Origin of the sequence: Pantoea sp. CCBC3-3-1, from assembly GCF_007981265.1 — a bacterium.
Classification (GTDB): Bacteria; Pseudomonadota; Gammaproteobacteria; order Enterobacterales; family Enterobacteriaceae; genus Erwinia.
On the sequence record NZ_CP034363.1, the window covers coordinates 4,791,488 to 4,810,250 of the forward strand.

Annotated in this window: 15 protein-coding genes and 1 riboswitch; of the genes, 5 read left to right on the top strand and 10 right to left on the bottom strand. The window is 53.2% G+C overall.

What is annotated here, in order from left to right:
• Positions 1-206: 206 nt before the first annotated feature.
• A complete protein-coding gene (gene murI / locus EHV07_RS22460) occupies positions 207-1,058 on the bottom strand; it encodes a glutamate racemase (RefSeq protein ID WP_147200296.1) in 852 nt (283 codons plus the stop codon).
• Positions 1,003-2,871 (bottom strand): TonB-dependent vitamin B12 receptor BtuB, encoded by a 1,869-nt coding sequence (gene btuB / locus EHV07_RS22465; protein WP_147200297.1) that lies wholly within the window; start codon positions 2,869-2,871, stop codon positions 1,003-1,005. Before btuB ends, murI begins: the two co-directional genes overlap by 56 nt.
• 68 nt (positions 2,872-2,939) lie before the next feature.
• A riboswitch (cobalamin riboswitch) is annotated at positions 2,940-3,116 on the bottom strand.
• A gap of 124 nt (positions 3,117-3,240) precedes the next feature.
• On the opposite strand from btuB, the gene trmA reads away from it, so the two are divergent.
• Positions 3,241-4,341 (top strand): tRNA (uridine(54)-C5)-methyltransferase TrmA, encoded by a 1,101-nt coding sequence (trmA, locus tag EHV07_RS22470; RefSeq protein WP_147200298.1) that lies wholly within the window; start codon positions 3,241-3,243, stop codon positions 4,339-4,341.
• 34 nt (positions 4,342-4,375) lie between these two features.
• On the opposite strand, the gene EHV07_RS22475 is transcribed toward trmA, so the two are convergent.
• Entirely contained in the window at positions 4,376-4,729 is a 354-nt protein-coding gene (locus tag EHV07_RS22475; protein WP_147200299.1) for a YijD family membrane protein, read from the bottom strand.
• Positions 4,730-4,741: 12 nt separating this feature from the next.
• The gene (fabR, locus tag EHV07_RS22480; RefSeq protein WP_147200300.1) at positions 4,742-5,383 is read right to left on the bottom strand and encodes an HTH-type transcriptional repressor FabR; all 642 of its coding nucleotides are present in this window, start codon (positions 5,381-5,383) and stop codon (positions 4,742-4,744) included.
• Between the two features lie 192 nt (positions 5,384-5,575).
• On the opposite strand from fabR, the gene sthA reads away from it, so the two are divergent.
• The gene (gene sthA / locus EHV07_RS22485) at positions 5,576-6,976 is read left to right on the top strand and encodes a Si-specific NAD(P)(+) transhydrogenase (RefSeq protein WP_147200301.1); all 1,401 of its coding nucleotides are present in this window, start codon (positions 5,576-5,578) and stop codon (positions 6,974-6,976) included.
• Here the strand turns inward: sthA and oxyR are convergent.
• The gene (oxyR, locus tag EHV07_RS22490) at positions 6,959-7,876 is read right to left on the bottom strand and encodes a DNA-binding transcriptional regulator OxyR (protein ID WP_147200302.1); all 918 of its coding nucleotides are present in this window, start codon (positions 7,874-7,876) and stop codon (positions 6,959-6,961) included. The genes sthA and oxyR overlap by 18 nt on opposite strands.
• Before the next feature lie 137 nt (positions 7,877-8,013).
• On the opposite strand from oxyR, the gene EHV07_RS22495 reads away from it, so the two are divergent.
• On the top strand, positions 8,014-8,745 hold the full coding sequence (locus EHV07_RS22495; protein ID WP_147200303.1) for a glutathione peroxidase: 732 nt from the start codon (positions 8,014-8,016) through the stop codon (positions 8,743-8,745).
• A gap of 105 nt (positions 8,746-8,850) precedes the next feature.
• Here the strand turns inward: EHV07_RS22495 and argH are convergent, their stop codons facing one another.
• From argH to argC, 4 genes are all read right to left on the bottom strand, one after another.
• Positions 8,851-10,224: an argininosuccinate lyase gene (gene argH, locus EHV07_RS22500; RefSeq protein ID WP_147200304.1), complete on the bottom strand. Its 1,374-nt coding sequence runs from the start codon at positions 10,222-10,224 to the stop codon at positions 8,851-8,853.
• Between the two features lie 66 nt (positions 10,225-10,290).
• Positions 10,291-11,505 (bottom strand): argininosuccinate synthase, encoded by a 1,215-nt coding sequence (locus tag EHV07_RS22505; RefSeq protein WP_147200305.1) that lies wholly within the window; start codon positions 11,503-11,505, stop codon positions 10,291-10,293.
• A gap of 19 nt (positions 11,506-11,524) precedes the next feature.
• Positions 11,525-12,301, bottom strand: a complete 777-nt coding sequence (gene argB, locus EHV07_RS22510) for an acetylglutamate kinase (RefSeq protein ID WP_147200306.1) — start codon at positions 12,299-12,301, stop codon at positions 11,525-11,527.
• Positions 12,302-12,316: 15 nt separating this feature from the next.
• On the bottom strand, positions 12,317-13,321 hold the full coding sequence (gene argC / locus EHV07_RS22515; RefSeq protein ID WP_147200307.1) for an N-acetyl-gamma-glutamyl-phosphate reductase: 1,005 nt from the start codon (positions 13,319-13,321) through the stop codon (positions 12,317-12,319).
• Positions 13,322-13,497: 176 nt separating this feature from the next.
• Between argC and argE the strand changes: the two genes are divergently transcribed.
• Complete coding sequence (gene argE / locus EHV07_RS22520; protein ID WP_147200308.1) at positions 13,498-14,649, top strand: acetylornithine deacetylase; 1,152 nt, start codon at positions 13,498-13,500, stop codon at positions 14,647-14,649.
• Between the two features lie 245 nt (positions 14,650-14,894).
• Positions 14,895-17,546 (top strand): phosphoenolpyruvate carboxylase, encoded by a 2,652-nt coding sequence (ppc, locus tag EHV07_RS22525; protein ID WP_147200309.1) that lies wholly within the window; start codon positions 14,895-14,897, stop codon positions 17,544-17,546.
• 134 nt (positions 17,547-17,680) lie between these two features.
• Here the strand turns inward: ppc and metF are convergent, their stop codons facing one another.
• On the bottom strand, positions 17,681-18,586 hold the full coding sequence (metF, locus tag EHV07_RS22530) for a methylenetetrahydrofolate reductase (protein ID WP_147200310.1): 906 nt from the start codon (positions 18,584-18,586) through the stop codon (positions 17,681-17,683).
• Between the last annotated feature and the right edge of the window lie 177 nt (positions 18,587-18,763).

Genomic DNA, 18,763 nt, shown 5'->3' on the forward strand with positions numbered 1-18,763 from the left:
TGCCACATATTCTCTGTGGCGCGGGGTGCAGATATTACGCTTTCCCGCTGAAGAGTCAAGGATTTTCTCACTTTTCTCTTCCTGACCCGGCGACCTGTAAGTCGTTGTTCCGTGTCAGTGGAGGCGCAGTATAGGGATTTTCTGGAGGCTGACAACCCCTAATTGCAAAAAACTTTTCAACCGCTGTTTTTTTACTCAAAAACGACTCAAAGAGGCAATTTTTCCAGCCTTTCGAAGCCATAACGCTGTAAAACGGGCATTAATTGTACTGTTTGTTCAGTTCTTTCAAGACAAAAAGCGATATTACTTTCTGTAGAAGTGGCTACCGGAGACTCATGCTCCAGCAGCCAGGCCGTTCTTCGTGCAATTGCCGCCCCGGAATCCACCAAACGGGTGCCTTCTGGCAAGACCTGTTGCAGCTCTTCGTTTAACAAAGGGAAGTGGGTACAGCCGAGCACCACGGTATCAGGAGGCTCTTTCATGCGAAGCCAGGGCTGTAGAATCCGTTTCACCTCTTCCAGTGGAACAGGTTGGCCCTGTAATTTGGCTTCTGCCAGTTCTACCAGTTCAGCCGAGCCCAACATTTCTGTTTTACATTCGCGGGCGAATCTCGCCACCAGCTCGTGAGTATAAGGACGCTTTACGGTGCCACGGGTCGCCAGTAGCCCGACAATACCGTTACGTGTCAAACGTGCGGCAGGTTTAATAGCAGGAACAACGCCGACAACGGGGAAGTTAAAACGCTCACGTAATGCAGGGAGAGTAACTGTACTGGCAGAGTTACAGGCAATAACGACCAGCGCCAACGGATAACGATGGCTTACCGCAGTCACAATCGCTACTACACGTTCAACAATGAATTCTTCTGTTTTCTCACCATAAGGAAAGGCGACATTATCGAAGGTGTAGATATAGTGCAGATCCGGCAGCAGCTGCCGGATTTCATCATAGACAGAAAGCCCACCAACGCCGGAGTCAAAAACCAGCACGGTGGGGCGTTCTTTAGAAGGTGTAGCTGCCGCTGAGGTAGTACTCTCGTCCTGGAGTTTGATAGCCATAAACTGTCTCGTAATCTTTATCGAACAGGTTGGCAATTCTACCACGAACGGTTAGCTGGGATGTGACCGGATACGAAACCGCGAGATCCCACAGGCTTACGCCGCCAAGCTTAACGGTGCGCGTAGTATAAGAAGAGTTGTAATCTTTATCGTAGCGCTCACCGAGATACTGATAGCTGAGCGACCAGTCAAAATCGTAGACCCTGTAATCCAACTGGTATTTGACCTGCTGCTTCGCGCGACGTACCAGAATTTCGTTAGTGTTAGCATTTCGCGGATCAAGGTAATCGTAAGAAACGGTATGGCTTACCGGCCCGGTTTCAAATGAGGCGGTTGCTTCAACGCCTTTAATACGCGCTTTACTGATATTGTAATAACGGTAAGTTGTTGGATCGCTGTCGATTAAATCATCAATGTCGTTACGGTAACCTGAAAGGCGCCAGTTAACCGGGCCGCTCAGCCCTTCAAAGCCCCCTTCCCACTGTTTACTTTTTTCCGGGTCGAGATCGCGGTTGCCATAAGTCGCACTATATACCTGGCTCAGGTTAGGCGCTTTAAAGGCAGTACCGTAAGAAGCGAACACGCTGTAACCGTCAACGAATTCCCAGGATGCGCTGGTCTGCCAGGTATTGTGCCAGCCAAAAGTATTGTTATCGTCTCCACGCACCGCGCCTTCCAGCGTCACCTCACCCAGTTTCTGCTGCGCAGTGGCATAAATACCCGTATTGTGCTGCTGCTGGCCTTCACTGACGTAATTGGTATTCGGTTCAGAGGTCTGCTTTTGCCAGTCAACGCCAGCGCTGACCGTACCGTTACCCAGCGCAACAGTATTACCCCATTGCAGATTGGATTGTTCTACATCATCCAGCGTCGCCGGATCGGCATAGCGGCCCAGGCGGGGATCATAGTTATAATCTTTCGTATGGCTGTAGCTGGCAATCAGCTGAGTAGAGTAGATGTCACGATTGAAACGCAGGCCGGTATCCCAGGTCTGGCTGTAGAGCTGACGAGTGTCGACCAGCGCTCCGGGCACAGAGAAACTCGGCGTGCTGTCATAAGCAGTGCGGTTGTCGTAGCCATAACCGCGAACAAAACCGCTAAACTCATCATTAAACTGATGCTCAATCATACCGTAGAGCGTCTTACTCATAAATCCGTCGCGATCTTTCTGAGCGGCATCACCGTAGACATCTGGCAGGTTAGCAACGGCGTCAAAGCCGTGCGTATAGGTATAGTTACCCGCCAGAGTGACGCGCGTATCTTTACCCAGCATCTGCTGAGTAGAACCGTCATAGCTTTGATAGCCATTAGATCCCATCCCTGCCGTTAGCGTCGTACCCGGCTTATCGCGTCCGGTAATAATGTTAACCACGCCACCAATCGCATCGGAACCATATACCGCCGAACGCGCACCACGGACGTACTCAATACGCTGTACCAGTGAAATCGGAATTTGGCTGAGATCGGAAGAGCCGCTGATACCGGCCTGGTTCAGACGGATACCATCAATCAGCACCAGCACATGGCTGGCATTGCTGCCGCGAATAAACAGTGAGGTTTGCTGACCCAGACCACCGGTCTGAGCGATATTCACACCCGGTAAACGACGCATCACGTCAGCCACGCTTTTTGACTGCCAGCGGTCGATCTCTTCGCGAGTGACAACAGTCGTGGGTGCCAGCACGGAAGAGACGGGTTGAGCGAAACGGTTAGCGGTGGTCACCAGCGTTTCACTATTTTGTGCAAAGCCGTTTTGCGCCCAGAGAGAGATTGCCGTTGCGCTAAATGCCAACAGCTTAGGTTTAGTTATCATTATGACTAGCATCCAAAAAGTCTTGCAGGATGCCGCAGCAGACGATCGATAGCACGCGATGATCGTAAGAAGTGCGACGTTACCCCGGCAGGTCTTCGGGCTCGGAATCATTAAATGGTGAAGACTTCCCATCAAAAGACAGTGTCTGACATCCACCACGACATTCCACACCGCTGCGCGTCAGCTCCAGCTTGGTACTGGATTCCCTTTTAACTTATTGCAAGGCCGGGTTCGCATCTTATGTTCAAAAATCATAGAAATCCAGGCATCTCAACAGGCAAAACCGGCCTGTCGAGCACAACGCTGGACATTGAGTGACGGATGCCTACAATCGCAGGGCTTTGAAGGCCCTTTAACCCAGGAAAGACCATGACCCCCGAACAGCTGCCGATCGAACAATATGATGCCCAACTGGAGGAGAAAGTCGTCCGTTTGCAAACGCTGATGACCCCTTTTACGACGATGGACGTCGAAGTGTTTCGCTCGCCAGTCAGCCACTATCGTATGCGGGCTGAGTTCCGGATCTGGCACGATGGCGACGACCTTTACCACATTATTTTTGACCAGCAGACTCGCCAGCGTATTCGCGTTGACAGCTTCCCCGCGGCCAGCGAGTTAATCAACAGCCTGATGCCAAAGCTGATGGACGCCATTCGCGACAATCGCGCCCTGCGTTTTAAGCTGTTCCAAATCGACTATCTTTCGACAATGAGCAATCAGATTGTGGTGTCGATGCTTTATCACCGTGCGCTGACAGACGAGTGGCAGCAGGCTGCCGTTGCGCTGCGTGATGAGCTACGCGCTCAGGGCTTTGACCTGCATTTGATTGGCCGCGCCACCAAAACGAAAATCTGTCTGGATCGCGACTACGTTGACGAATGCCTGCCGGTGGCGGGCAAAGAGATTGTTTACCGTCAGGTAGAAAATAGCTTTACCCAGCCAAATGCCGCCATGAATATTCAGATGCTGGAGTGGGCGCTGAACGTCACAAAAGGGTCCAGCGGGGATTTGCTGGAGCTGTACTGCGGTAACGGTAACTTTTCTTTAGCGCTGGCGCGCAATTTCAACCGCGTATTGGCGACAGAGATTGCCAAGCCATCGGTGGCTTCGGCGCAATACAATATTGCGGTTAACAATATCGGGAACGTGCAAATTATCCGCATGGCGGCCGAAGAGTTTACCCAGGCGATGAACGGCACCCGAACGTTTAATCGTCTGGAAGGCATCGATCTCAGCAGCTATCAGTGCGAAACGATTTTTGTCGATCCACCGCGCAGCGGTCTGGATGAAGAGACGGTGAAAATGGTGCAGGCATATCCGCGCATTCTTTATATCTCCTGCAACCCGGAAACCCTGTGCGACAACCTGGCGACGCTGTCAGAAACGCATGATGTATCGCGTCTGGCGCTGTTTGACCAGTTCCCCTACACGCATCATATGGAATGCGGCGTTCTGCTTACGCGACGTTAACAGAATAAAGGGCGACATCAGGTCGCCCTTATTTTTACCCGCCTCTGCGTGAGCGCAGCTTCAGGCCAATCCAGAATACCAACGCAACCATCAATATAGTCTGCACAAAGTTCGAGCCGATATCAGGATATTCTGCCCGTACAATTGCGCTGTACACTAAAATTCCCAGCAGGAAAAATGCGGCGGCAATGGAAGGCATGCCGTCCGGCATCGCGCGGTTAAGATAGCGTTGATGCAAACACCAGGCAGAAAGACCCAGTGCAATAAGCGGGAAAACAGAAAACGGCACAAGAGAGCTGAATAATACCGTAAACGATCCGTTAATCGATAACCCGGTAAGAAATGCCAGCAGCAGCGTACCCTTGTCCCGGCCAGTCGCTAAACTCATGTCTAATCACCTTCAATCATGGGATTCCAGCGTGACCGCCAGCCTCTCCTGTTCACGTCGATACCAGTAATAAGCCCCTTTCGAAATCATCCGTAGCTGCAACACCAGCCGTTCTTCCAGCTGGCGGCGCTGTTCGAAATCAATATCCAGCGCTTCTGCTCCGGCGTTAAAGACGATGATCACCATCGCCTCCGCCTGCGCTTCAGTAAAACTGCGCGGCATCCGGTTTTCAATCTCAAGGTAATCCGCCAGTTCGGCGATAAAATGTTGGATTTCGCGGGCAACCGCAGCACGAAAAGCGGCTGAGGTGCCAGAACGCTCCCGCAGCAACAGACGGAAAGCATTAGGGTTATTGCCGATAAACTCCATAAAGGTGGAAACGGAGGTACGGATGACGCTGCCGCCTTTGGCAATACGCTGACGCGCCTGGCGCATCAGCTGGCGCAGCATCAGACCACTTTCGTCCACCATTGTGAGTCCTAACTCATCTACATCACGAAAGTGACGATAAAATGATGTCGGCGCGATCCCCGCTTCCCGGGCAACTTCTCTCAGGCTCAGACTGGCAAAGCTTCGCTCAGCACTTAATTGACTAAATGCCGCTTCGATCAGCGAACGTCGCGTCCGTTCTTTTTGCTGTGCTCTGACGCCCATGTTTGTGCCTGTTTTACTTGCCAGGCTGGCACTATATCAAAAATTTCAGCGTACAGTGGCATCTAGTTTGTGACCGCCTGTTAACTCTGGATTTGACAAATAATGGCAAAAAAAGCGGTCTGAATTGGGAAGTGGCTCACAAGATGTTAGAATAAAGTTGAAAATTTGTATAAAAAAATGGGACGTATTGGTATGCAACAGTCTTATGATTACGACGCCATTGTGATTGGTTCCGGCCCGGGCGGCGAAGGCGCAGCGATGGGCCTGGTGAAACAAGGCGCCCGTATTGCGGTAATCGAGCGCTATCACAATATTGGCGGCGGTTGTACGCATTGGGGAACTATCCCCTCCAAAGCACTTCGCCATGCCGTCAGCCGCATTATCGAATTCAATCAGAATCCGCTTTACAGCGATCATACGCGCCTTCTGCGATCTTCCTTCGCCGATATTCTAAACCACACGGAAAATGTGATCAGCCAGCAAACGCGCATGCGTCAGGGCTTTTATGAGCGCAACCGCTGTGAACTGTTTCAGGGTGATGCACGCTTCGTTGATGCGAATACCATCGAAATTATCAGCCCCGATGGCACCACTGAGCGCCTGACGGCTGAAAAGTTTGTGATTGCCTGCGGATCAAGACCTTATCACCCTGCCGATGTCGATTTTACCCATCCCCGCGTTTATGACAGCGATTCTATTCTTAACCTGCATCATGAGCCGGGCCACGTCATTATTTATGGCGCAGGGGTCATTGGCTGTGAATACGCGTCGATTTTCCGTGGACTGAACGTAAAAGTTGACCTGATCAATACCCGCGACCATCTGCTGGCATTTCTCGATCAGGAGATCTCAGATTCGCTCTCTTATCACTTCTGGAACAGCGGCGTGGTTATTCGCCATAACGAAGAGTTTGAGAAGATTGAAGGGGTCAGCGATGGCGTGATCATGCATCTCAAATCCGGTAAGAAAGTGAAGGCGGACTGCCTGCTGTATGCGAATGGCCGTACCGGTAACACTGATGCACTGGGGCTGGAAAACGTTGGGCTGGAAGCGGATGGTCGTGGCCTGTTGAAAGTCAACAGCATGTATCAGACCGCGCAGCCACACATCTATGCAGTAGGCGATGTCATCGGGTATCCAAGTCTGGCATCAGCTGCTTATGACCAGGGCCGTATTGCCGCACAGGCGCTGATTAAAGGCGAAGCGAATGCGCATCTGATCGAGGATATTCCTACCGGCATTTATACCATTCCGGAAATCAGCTCCGTGGGCAAAACTGAACAGCAGCTGACCGCGTTGAAAGTGCCTTATGAAGTGGGTCGGGCGCAGTTTAAACATCTGGCAAGAGCGCAAATTGTCGGGATGAACGTGGGTAGCCTGAAGATCCTGTTCCACCGCGATACCAAAGAGATCCTGGGGATCCATTGCTTTGGTGAGCGTGCGGCGGAGATCATTCATATCGGTCAGGCCATCATGGAACAGAAAAACGGGGGCAACACGATCGAATACTTCGTAAATACCACCTTTAACTATCCAACGATGGCCGAAGCCTACCGTGTGGCGGCGCTAAATGGCTTAAACCGCCTGTTTTAACGTTGAGCCCATATAGCCCTGCATATGGACGCGGATTGCCTCTGCCAGCTGCTCATAGCGACCGCGCAGTGGCGATCCCGGTCGGTAAACCAGCGCGATAGTGCGCTGGGGTTCCGGCTTGTAGCACGGCAGATAGCAAACGCCATCACGGACGCGCTCTTTCGGCACGGCCAACGCAGGCAGTAAAGTGATCCCGCTGCCCGCCGCGACCATATTGCGCAGCGTTTCCAGACTGGTTGCGCGGAAGTGGGTATCTTCATCTGCACCGGCCTGGAAGCAGAAGCCCATCGCCTGGTCACGCAGGCAGTGTCCATCTTCCAGCATCAGCAGCTTCTCGCCGGCAAGATCGGACATCGGCACACGATCGCGGTCATGCCATGGGTGATCCTGATAGATCGCCAGCTTCATCGGCTCATCAAACAACGGCACCTCGATAAAAGCCTCAGACTCTTTAACCAGTGCAAGGATCGCGCAATCGAGCTTGCCGCTGTCCAGCTGGGCCAGCAGCTGTTGCGTCTGAGCTTCATGCAGGTACATCTCAAGCTTAGGGAAAGTCTGGTGCAGCGTAGGAATGATCTGCGGCAACAAATAGGGCCCGACTGTTGGGATCAGCCCAATGTGTAACGGCCCGGACATTGCCTCACCCTGCTGGCTGGCCATCTCTTTCAGCACTTTCACTTCACGCAGCACGGTGCGCGCCTGGTCCACCAGCAGCAGACCCGCCTGCGTGAACAGCACTTTACGGCTGGTGCGCTCCAACAGCATGACGCCCAGCTCATCTTCCAGCTTACGGATTTGGCCGCTCAGCGTTGGCTGGCTAACATGACAGGCATCGGCTGCACGTCGAAAATGACGGTGTTCAGCCAGCGCAACCAGGTATTCAAGATCACGAATATTCATCTCATTCCTCCGAACCACGATAGTTCGTGGCGATAGATAGAATAGCAATCAACGATTATCCCTATCAAGCTCGAATAGTAATAATGTCCCCCGTTCGAGAAACGAATCACTTTTTACCCCTAATCAAGAGGTAGTTTATGTTTGCAAGTCAGGAAGGTAAGTCAGTCCCGCAGGTCACTTTTCATACGCGTCAGGGCGACAGCTGGGTAGACGTCACGACTGATGAGCTGTTTAAAGACAAAACTGTCATCGTGTTTTCTTTACCGGGCGCATTTACCCCAACGTGTTCGTCAAGCCACCTGCCTCGTTATAACGAGCTGTCTGACGTTTTCAAAAAACACGGTGTAGATAATATTCTTTGCGTGTCGGTCAACGACACCTTCGTGATGAACGCCTGGAAAGCCGATCAGCGCGCCGAAAACATCACCTTTATTCCAGATGGTAACGGCGATTTCAGCCGTGGTATGGAAATGCTGGTAGAGAAGGCCGATCTGGGCTTTGGTCCACGTTCATGGCGTTATTCCATGCTGGTACGTAACGGCGTGGTGGAAAAAATGTTTGTAGAACCGAACAAGCCGGGCGACCCGTTTGAAGTGTCCGATGCGGATACAATACTGCGCTATCTGGCACCAGAATTTAAGGTGCAGGAATCCGTTTCGCTGTTCACCAAGCCTGGCTGTCCGTTCTGCGCTAAAGCCAAACAGCTGCTGCTGGATCGCGGTATTCAGTACGAAGAGATTGTGCTGGGTCAGGATGCGACGACCGTTAGCCTGCGTGCCGTAACCGGCCGCGCGACGGTGCCACAGGTCTTTATCGGTGGACGTCATATTGGCGGTAGTGATGATTTAGAGCAGTTCTTCGCGGCTTAACTTATTAAGCAGGCGGGCAGCGCCACGGCTGCCATCCTCTTATGTGCTAAAAAATCAATAATAAGTCGAAACTTGTTTGGCGGCCGGATGGCCGCCTTTTTTCGATCAAACCAAACGGTTTTTGGCGTCGGTAATCGCCAGAGCAACCTGATGAGGCGACACGCCACCTTTGGCATTACGCTTGTCCAGGCAGGATTGCAGCGACAGAATCGGGTAGACATCGTCGCCAATTACGCTGCTGTATTGCTGGAGTTCACTCAGTTTCAGCGCTTCCAGCGCCACGCCTTTCGCGATAGCCGCAACGACCACTTCGCCCACGATATGGTGCGCTTCACGGAAAGGCACGCCCTTCGCGACCAGATAATCAGCCAGTTCGGTGGCGTTAGCATAGCCCTGTTCCGCCGCTTCCTGACAGCGTGGACGTTTCACCTGAATACCATCCAGCACCAGCGCGGCCATATGCAGGCAGTCTGACCAGGTATCCAACGCGTCGAACAGGCCTTCTTTGTCTTCCTGCATGTCTTTGTTATAAGCCAGCGGCAGACCTTTCAGCGTCATCATCATGCCGGTTAACGCGCCCTGTACGCGGCCGCACTTACCACGGATCAGCTCCAGCGCATCCGGGTTTTTCTTCTGTGGCATCAGGGAAGAACCGGACGTCACGCGGTCTGAAAGCTCAACAAAACCCGACTCGCCGGTATTGAAGAAGATGAGATCTTCGGCGAAACGGGAAAGGTGCACCATACCGATAGACGCATCGGATAACAGCTCCAGCACGTGGTCACGGTCAGAAACCGTATCCAGACTGTTGCGCGTCGCGGAAGCAAAACCTAACCAGCCTGCCAGCTGCTCACGATCGATTTCATAGGCTGTTCCCGCCAGTGCGCCGCAGCCCAGCGGGCTGACGTCCAGACGCTTCAATGTATCTTGTAAGCGACTTTCATCACGCGCCAGCATTTCAACGTAGGCCAGACACCAGTGGGCAAACGTCACCGGCTGAGCGCGTTGTAAATGGGTATAGCCCGGCATCACCGCATCCTGATTCGCTTCTGCGGTAGCGACCAGCGCCTGCTGTAGCTGACGGGTGGCGATAAGCAGTTCGCTAACCTGTGCTTTACACCACAGTTTCAGGTCGGTAGCGACCTGATCGTTACGGCTGCGGCCGGTGTGCAGCTTTTTGCCCAGCGCGCCGACTTTCTCAATCAGGCGGCCTTCCACGTAGCTGTGAATATCTTCAGCGTCGCTTTGCAGAATCTGCTCCGGGTTGGCGCGGACTTCTTCCAGCAGCACATTGAGTGCTTCTTCCAGCTGCTGCTGTTCATCTGCTGTCAGAACATTGACCGTCACCAGGGCTTTGGACCAGGCCACGGAGCCGACGATGTCCTGCTCTGCCAGACGATAGTCAAAGCGCAGCGAGTCATTAAATAGTTTGAAACGTTGATCTGCTGCCTGAGTAAACCGTCCACCCCAAAGTGCCATGTCAGTGCTCCATTAAATTCGTTGAGTCATTCTAATCAAGGGCGGAGCGTCTCCGCCCTTACAAACTTACTTCTTCTCGTTCAGCGCGCGGATGCGTGAAGAAAGCGAGAACAGACGGATAAAGCCGCCCGCGTGGCTGTGGTCGTACACTTCATCTTCGCCGAAGGTAGCAAACTCTTCTGAATACAGGCTGTTAGCGGATTTCTTCTGAATCGCCGTTACCTGACCTTTGTAGAGTTGCAGCACCACTTCGCCATTCACCTCTTCAGCCAGTGACTCGGCAGCAGCCTGGATTGATTTACGCAGCGGTGCAAACCAGCGACCGTCGTAAACCACATAAGACATTTCGTGGCCCAGCTGCTCACGCCATTTGAAGCTGTCACGATCCAGAACCAGCTGCTCAACGGCACGCAGCGCGTTAACCATAATGGTGCCGCCAGGGGTTTCGTAGCAGCCGCGAGATTTGATGCCAACCAGACGGTTTTCGACGATATCGATACGGCCCACGCCATGTTTGGCACCCAGCACGTTCAGTTTTTCCAGACACTGGAACGGACTTAATGCTTCGCCGTTAACGGCAACAACGCGGCCTTTCTCAACGGCCACAGTAACCTGCTCAGGCTGGTCCGGCGCTTCCAGCGGATCAACGGTCCATACCCAGCAATCTTTGTTCGGTGCATTCCACGGGCTTTCCAGCACGCCGCCTTCGGTAGAAATATGCCAGGCGTTTTCATCACGGCTGTAGATTTTTTCCAGAGAAGCGGTAGTCGGGATATTACGCTCTTTCAGGTAATCCAGCAGGGCTTCACGGGAACGCAGGTTCCACTCACGCCATGGCGCAACAACTTTCAGCTGTGGAGCCAAAGCGGTGTAGGTTGTTTCGAAACGAACCTGGTCGTTACCTTTACCGGTTGCCCCGTGGCACAGCGCGTCTGCGCCGACCTTCAGCGCCAGCTCAACCTGCGCTTTAGCAATGATTGGACGCGCCATTGAGGTGCCCAGCAGGTAAGTGCCTTCATACAGCGCACCGGTTTGCAGCACGGGATAAACGTAGTCGCTGATAAACTCTTCACGCAGGTCAACAACGTGACATTCTGAAGCGCCAGACTGCAATGCTTTCTGCTCAACACCTTCCAGATCGCCACGCTCCTGACCGATATCCGCCACAAACGCGACCACTTCACAGCCGCCGTAGTTCTCTTTCAGCCACGGAATAATCGCGGAAGTATCCAGACCACCGGAGTAAGCCAGAACGATTTTTTTGATGCTTTTATCTTGCATTGTCTTTTCCTTGAATCTGTTAAGCGAGGATCCGGGTGCCAATCGACACGCCGTTAAAAAGGGTCGGCAGCTGTTCCGCATGGCGCCAGCTGGCAATATCAACCGGACGACCCAGCGTGCGGGCAGCATCCAGGGCGGCATTGACCTTCACTATCATGCCGTCGGTAATAATGCCCTGCGCAATCAGCTGTTCGGCTTTAGCCGCCGTCATCTCTTCGATGCGCTGGCCTTTGCCGTCCAGAATCCCGCTAACGTCAGAAAGCAGGATCAGATCGGCACCCAGCGTGGCGGCCAGGGCCGTCGCAGCCTGATCGGCATTAACGTTCATTAGCTTGCCGTCCTGGGTGATACCGATTGAGCTGATAACCGGCAGGAAACCGGCGGTCAGCAACGTATTAATCAGTACCGGGGAACCTGGCGTGGCCAGGCCAACATGGCCGAGTTCTTCATCAAAAGCGTCTACATTGACGCTGTTACCGTCGCCCAGACAGAGGCCAACGGCGTTGATAGCGTGTTTTTTAGCCCACGCCAGCAGCGTTTTGTTGGCGGTTCCCGCCAGCGCACCGGTAATAATGTCAATCTGATCGGCTGGCGTCACACGCAGGCCATTCTTCTTTTTCACCGGCAGGCTGAGTTTGCTCATCAGCTCATCAACCAGGCAGCCGCCGCCATGCACAATCAGCAGCGGACGCTGGTGCGCTTCGCGCCAGGCAACCAGCGCGCTGAATAACTTTTCCAGCGCTTCTTCGCTGTCCAGCAACACGCCGCCGAGTTTAATAATTAAAGGATTAGTCATTGGCCTACCCACGGGTTAAATAAGTGACTGCGTTTCCGGGAAACCGAAACGAATATTCAAACACTGCACGGCCTGCGAGGAAGCCCCCTTCAGCAGGTTATCTTCTGCTGAAACCAGGATCGCATGTTCGCCTTGGACGGCAAAGCCGATGTCGCAGAAGGGCAGTCCAACCACGCCCTTAATGGACGGGACGCCGTTATCGTAGACCCGCACCAGCGGCTTATCGTGATAAGCGTTATGGAAAGCTTCCGCCACATCTTCACGCGTCACACCCGCTTTTAAACGACAGGTTGTCGTCGCCAGGATGCCGCGAGGGAAATTGCCCAGATGCGGTGTAAAAATGACTGGCGTGCCCAGATGCGCCGCGATTTCTGGCTGATGACGGTGCGTGAAGATACCGTAAGGTTGCAGGCTGACTTCACAGAAGCTGGTATTAACCGACGCTTTACGTCCTGCCCCGCTAACGCCGCTGGTCGCGTTAATTACCGGCCACTGCGCGTCGTTCAGCAGATCGGCTTCAATCAGCGGCTTCAGTGCCAGTTGAGCCGCCGTTGGATAACAACCCGGTACGGCAATCAGCTGCGCTTCTTTAATTTTTTCATGCTGCCACTCGGCGAGGCCGTAAACGGCTTTATCCAGCCAGTCCAGATGCTGATGCGCAAAACCATAGTTCTCGGTGAAAAAGCTTTCTTTATTCACGCGAAATGCGGCGGAGAGATCGAACACCACGCAGCCTGCGGCAAGGAACTCTGGCGCCAGGTCATGGCTGACCTCATGTGCCGTAGCCAAAAAGACCACATCGACTTTATCTGCAAATTCTGCTGCACTGCTGAGCGGCTGCAACGGCATATCGATAATGCCTTTCAGCTGCGGATGAAGATCGGAGAGTAATTTTCCTGCGTCCGGGCTTTGCGCTGAAACCGCTAAAGCGGTTATGTTCACCTGAGGATGACGATTCAGGTAAGTCGCAAGCTCTACGCCAGCATAGCCACTGGCACCAACAATTAGCGTATTCAACATCGGACACCCTATGACGGTCTCAAGATTCGGGTTACTGCGTTTTAACGCGGCTTTCCCACGAGGCTGGCGGCGGGAGCTTGTGAAATAATCGGTTCCCATCCCTACGCCACTAATGTATTTTTATTCACTATTACTGCATGAATATTGATACTATCCTAACGCAAGGACTGTCAACAGTGAAGACAAAATTACCGCCTTTTATTGAGCTTTACCGTGAGTTGATTGCCACACCCTCTATCAGCGCAACCGACAGCGCCATCGATCAGAGTAATGAAGGTTTAATCAATTTGCTCTCCGGCTGGTTTCAGGACCTTGGCTTTACGGTAGAAGTCCAACCGGTTCCGGGTACGCGCCATAAATTTAATATGCTGGCTAAGACCGGAAGCGGTGCAGGCGGCCTGCTGCTAGCCGGTCATACCGATACCGTTCCCTTTGACGATGGCCGCTGGACGCGCGATCCCTTTACGCTGACTGAACACGACAACAAGCTGTACGGTCTGGGCACTGCTGATATGAAAGGCTTTTTCGCCTTCATCCTTGATAGCCTGCGTGACGTTGACGTTAGCAAGCTGGAAAAGCCGCTCTACATTCTGGCAACGGCAGATGAAGAAACGACGATGGCGGGCGCAAAATATTTTTCAGAAAGCACGGCGATCCGTCCTGATTGCGCAATTATTGGCGAACCGACCTCGCTAAAACCGGTGCGCGCGCACAAAGGCCATATGTCGAACGCTATCCGTATCCAGGGGCAATCCGGGCACTCCAGCGATCCTTCCCGCGGCGTCAACGCCATTGAACTGATGCACGCTTCTATCACCCAGCTAATGGGCTTGCGCAAAACGTTGCAGGAGCGCTATCACCACGACGGCTTCGCGATCCCTTACCCAACGATGAATTTTGGCCACATCCATGGCGGCGATGCGGCAAACCGTATTTGTGCCTGCTGTGAATTGCATATGGATATTCGCCCGCTGCCGGGGCTGGCGCTGAGTGATCTCAATGGCCTGCTGAACGAAGCGCTGGCACCGGTAAGTGAACGCTGGCCGGGCCGTCTGACTATTGATGAGCTGCATCCGCCCATTCCTGGCTACGAATGTCCTGCCGACCATCAGCTGGTCAAAGTGGTAGAGAAACTGCTGGGAACGGAGACAGAAATCGTTAATTACTGCACGGAAGCGCCTTTTATTCAGCAGCTTTGTCCAACGCTGGTGTTAGGGCCGGGATCGATTAATCAGGCGCATCAGCCAGATGAATATATCGATACCGCCTTTATTAAACCGACTCGTGAGCTGATCGCTCAGGTAGTGAAGCATTTTTGCCATCACTAAAAGTGATGTGGGGCATTCAGCTGGAAAAACAGTGGTCTGCCCCGGCATTATTCCGTCTTTCACGATAAGTTTAACTTATCTCACTTCGCTACTGTTAAATTTCATAAATTCCCGTCAGTTAGCGACAGCTTTTTGCATAATTAAGGCAATTGACGAACGGTTGTGAACGTGGCTTGATAAAAGACAACGTTATGCCGGCGACGGCGACATACAGTGACAAAAACAAGAAGGGTGTCAGGGGTCATATGAACGAACAATATTCCGCAATGCGAAGTAATGTCAGTATGCTCGGCAAACTGCTCGGGGATACGATTAAGGATGCGCTTGGAGAGAACATCCTGGATCGGGTGGAAACTATCCGTAAGCTCTCGAAGTCATCACGTGCGGGAAACGACGCCCATCGTCAGGAACTGCTGTCAACACTGCAAAATCTGTCTAATGATGAGCTGCTGCCCGTGGCTCGCGCTTTCAGCCAGTTTTTGAATTTAACCAATGTCGCCGAGCAGTACCACACTATTTCACCGAAAGGCGAAGGCGCGAACCACCCGGAAATGCTGCGCGGCGTTTTTGAACGTCTTAAGCAGCAGCCTGACCTGACGGAAGCGAAAATCCGTGAGGCGATCGAGTCGCTGTCGCTGGAGCTGGTGCTGACTGCCCACCCAACTGAAATTACCCGCCGCACCCTGATTCATAAGCTGGTCGAGGTGAATAACTGCCTGAAGCAGTTAGATCATAACGATTTATCCGATTACGACCGCGGGTTGATTATGCGTCGTCTTCGCCAGCTGGTTGCACAAGCCTGGCATACCGATGAAATCCGCAAATACCGCCCTTCTCCTATCGATGAAGCTAAATGGGGCTTTGCCGTGGTGGAAAACAGCCTGTGGGAAGGCGTACCCAACTTTTTACGCGAGCTGAACGACCAGGTAGAGGCCTCGTTTGGCATGAAACTGCCGGTCGATTTTGTGCCGGTGCAGTTTACCTCCTGGATGGGCGGCGACCGCGACGGCAACCCGAACGTCACCGCCAAAATCACCCGTCATGCGCTACAACTGAGCCGCTGGAAAGCCACCGACCTGTTCCTGCGTGATATTGCGGTGCTGGTCTCCGAGCTGTCGATGTCGGAATGTACGCCAGAAGTGCGCGAGCTGTGCGGTAACCCGGAGGCGCTCGAGCCTTATCGCGAGATCATGAAAAAGCTGCGTGGCCAGCTGATAAGCACTCAAACGTACCTGGAGCAGCGTCTGAAAGGCGAGCGTCTGCCGCGCCCGGCGGATCTGCTTATCTCTAACGACCAGCTGTGGGATCCGCTGTACGCCTGCTATCAGTCTCTGCAAGCGTGCGGCATGGGCATCATTGCTAACGGCCAGCTGCTGGATACGCTGCGCCGCGTGAAGTGCTTCGGCGTGCCGTTAGTGCGTATCGATATTCGTCAGGAGAGCACGCGTCATACCGATGCCATTGCTGAAGTAACGCGTTATCTGGGGCTGGGCGACTACGCCAGCTGGTCTGAAGCCGACAAACAGGCGTTCCTGATCAGTGAATTGAGCTCCAAGCGCCCATTACTGCCTCGTCAATGGGAACCGAGCGCCGACACGCAGGAAGTGCTGGATACCTGCCGCGTGGCGGCGGAAGCGCCAAAAGGATCGATTGCTGCTTACGTGATCTCTATGGCGAAAACCCCTTCCGACGTGCTGGCCGTGCATCTGCTGCTGAAAGAAGCGGGCATTCCTTTTGCAATGCCGGTCGCGCCGCTGTTTGAAACGCTGGATGATCTGAACAACGCTAACGATGTGATGCGTCAGCTGCTGGATATCGGCTGGTATCGCGGCTTTATTCAGGGCAAACAGATGGTGATGATTGGCTATTCCGATTCGGCGAAAGATGCCGGCGTGATGGCGGCCAGCTGGGCACAGTATCAGGCGCAGGATGCGCTAATCAAAACCTGCGAAAAAGCCGGTATCGCACTGACGCTCTTCCACGGGCGCGGCGGCACCATTGGTCGCGGCGGCGCACCCGCGCAGGCAGCGCTGCTTTCTCAACCGCCGGGAAGCCTGAAAGGCGGTCTGCGTGTTACCGAACAGGGCGAGATGATCCGCTTTAAATATGGTTTACCGGAAGTCACCATCAGCAGCCTCTCGCTCTATACCGGCGCGATCCTTGAAGCCAACCTGTTACCACCGCCGGAACCGAAGAAAGAATGGCAGAAGATCATGGACCAGTTATCGAAAGATTCCTGCGAAATGTATCGTGGCTACGTGCGTGAAAATGCCGATTTTGTTCCCTATTTCCGCTCGGCAACGCCCGAACAGGAGCTGGGCAAACTGCCATTGGGCTCACGCCCGGCCAAGCGTCGCCCTACTGGCGGCGTTGAGTCACTGCGCGCCATTCCGTGGATTTTTGCCTGGACGCAGAACCGTTTGATGTTGCCGGCCTGGCTGGGCGCGGGTGCGGCGCTGCAAAAAGCGATGCAGGCAGGCCATCAGGATCAGCTGGAAGCGATGTGCCGCGACTGGCCGTTCTTCTCAACCCGTCTTGGCATGCTGGAAATGGTCTTTGCCAAAGCTGACCTTTGGCTAGCGGAATATTACGACCAGCGTCTGGTTGATCAATCCTTATGGCCACTGGGCAAACAGCTGCGCGATCGGCTTGATTCGGATATTAAAGCGGTGCTGACCATCGCTAACGATGCGCATCTGATGGCTGACCAGCCGTGGATAGCAGAGTCCATTGCGCTACGTAATGTCTATACCGATCCGCTAAACGTATTGCAGGCCGAGCTGCTGCATCGTTCGCGCCAGCAGGAAACCAATGGCGAAGAGGTAGATCCTCGTGTCGAGCAGGCGTTGATGGTGACGATTGCCGGTGTCGCGGCGGGAATGCGTAATACGGGTTAACTTTATTAAGGCGTTTATGTCTGAAAAGGCATAAACGCTATAACCTTCGCTCTTTTTATCAGCTTTACAACCAGCATAGCCTGTCATTTCATTCGAAGAAGTAAAGAAGGAATTAACAAATTTAATTAGTGCTTTCAGACAGCTGGCGCTAAAGTTGCCGGACGCACACCCAGCGTATGGCAAATCGCGTAGCTCATTTCCGCACGGTTCAGCGTGTAGAAGTGGAAATCCTTTACGCCTTCACGGCTGAGAATTTTCACCATATCCATCGCCACGTTAGCGCCGACCATTTTACGGGTCTCAGGATCGTTATCCAGTCCGGCAAACATGCTGGTCATCCAACCGGGTACGCGGACATTGGTGATAGCCGCGAAACGCTGAAGCTGTTTAAAATTTGAAACGGGCAGAATACCCGGCACAATTTCCACATCAATACCGGCGCTCACGCAGCGGTCGCGGAAGCGCAGATAACTTTCCACATCAAAGAAGAACTGCGTAATGGCACGGTTAGCACCGGCATCAATTTTTCGCTTCAGGTTAATTAAGTCCGACTGGGCGCTTTTTGCTTCCGGATGCACTTCCGGGTAGGCAGCCACGGAAATATCGAAATCGCCCACCTCTTTCAGCAAAGCCACCAAATCCGCACCGTACATTTCAGGCTTGCCGCCACCCGGCGGTAAATCGCCGCGCAGTGCCACAATATGACGTATCCCGTTATCCCAGTAGTCCTGCGCGATGGCACGCAGCTCGTCGCGGGTGGCATCCACGCAGGTCAGATGAGGTGCGGCTTCCAGCCCGGTACGATCTTTAATGCCTTTGATAATGCTGTGCGTACGGTCACGCTCGCCTGAATTGGCGCCGTATGTCACCGAGACAAATTTAGGTTTCAGGCTGCTAAGGCGATCGATTGAGCTCCACAAGGTCTGTTCCATTTCGCTGGTGCGCGGCGGGAAGAACTCGAACGAAACGTTAATTTGCCCGTTCAGCTCGGCCAGGCTTTGGTTTAACGCTTCGCGCTGACTGGCGTGGAAAAAACTCATGGCTTACCTCATCGATCGCAGAATGGTTAACTTACCCGCAATAAACGTCCATACGTTTAGACGTCCAGACATTCAAAATGACCGATTGGCCTCATTGAGTCAACTGATAAATCATCAACTGACGTGACAAAATCTCAGCGAAGTTGAATAAAATTCATGCAATGGAGAAGATGAGAG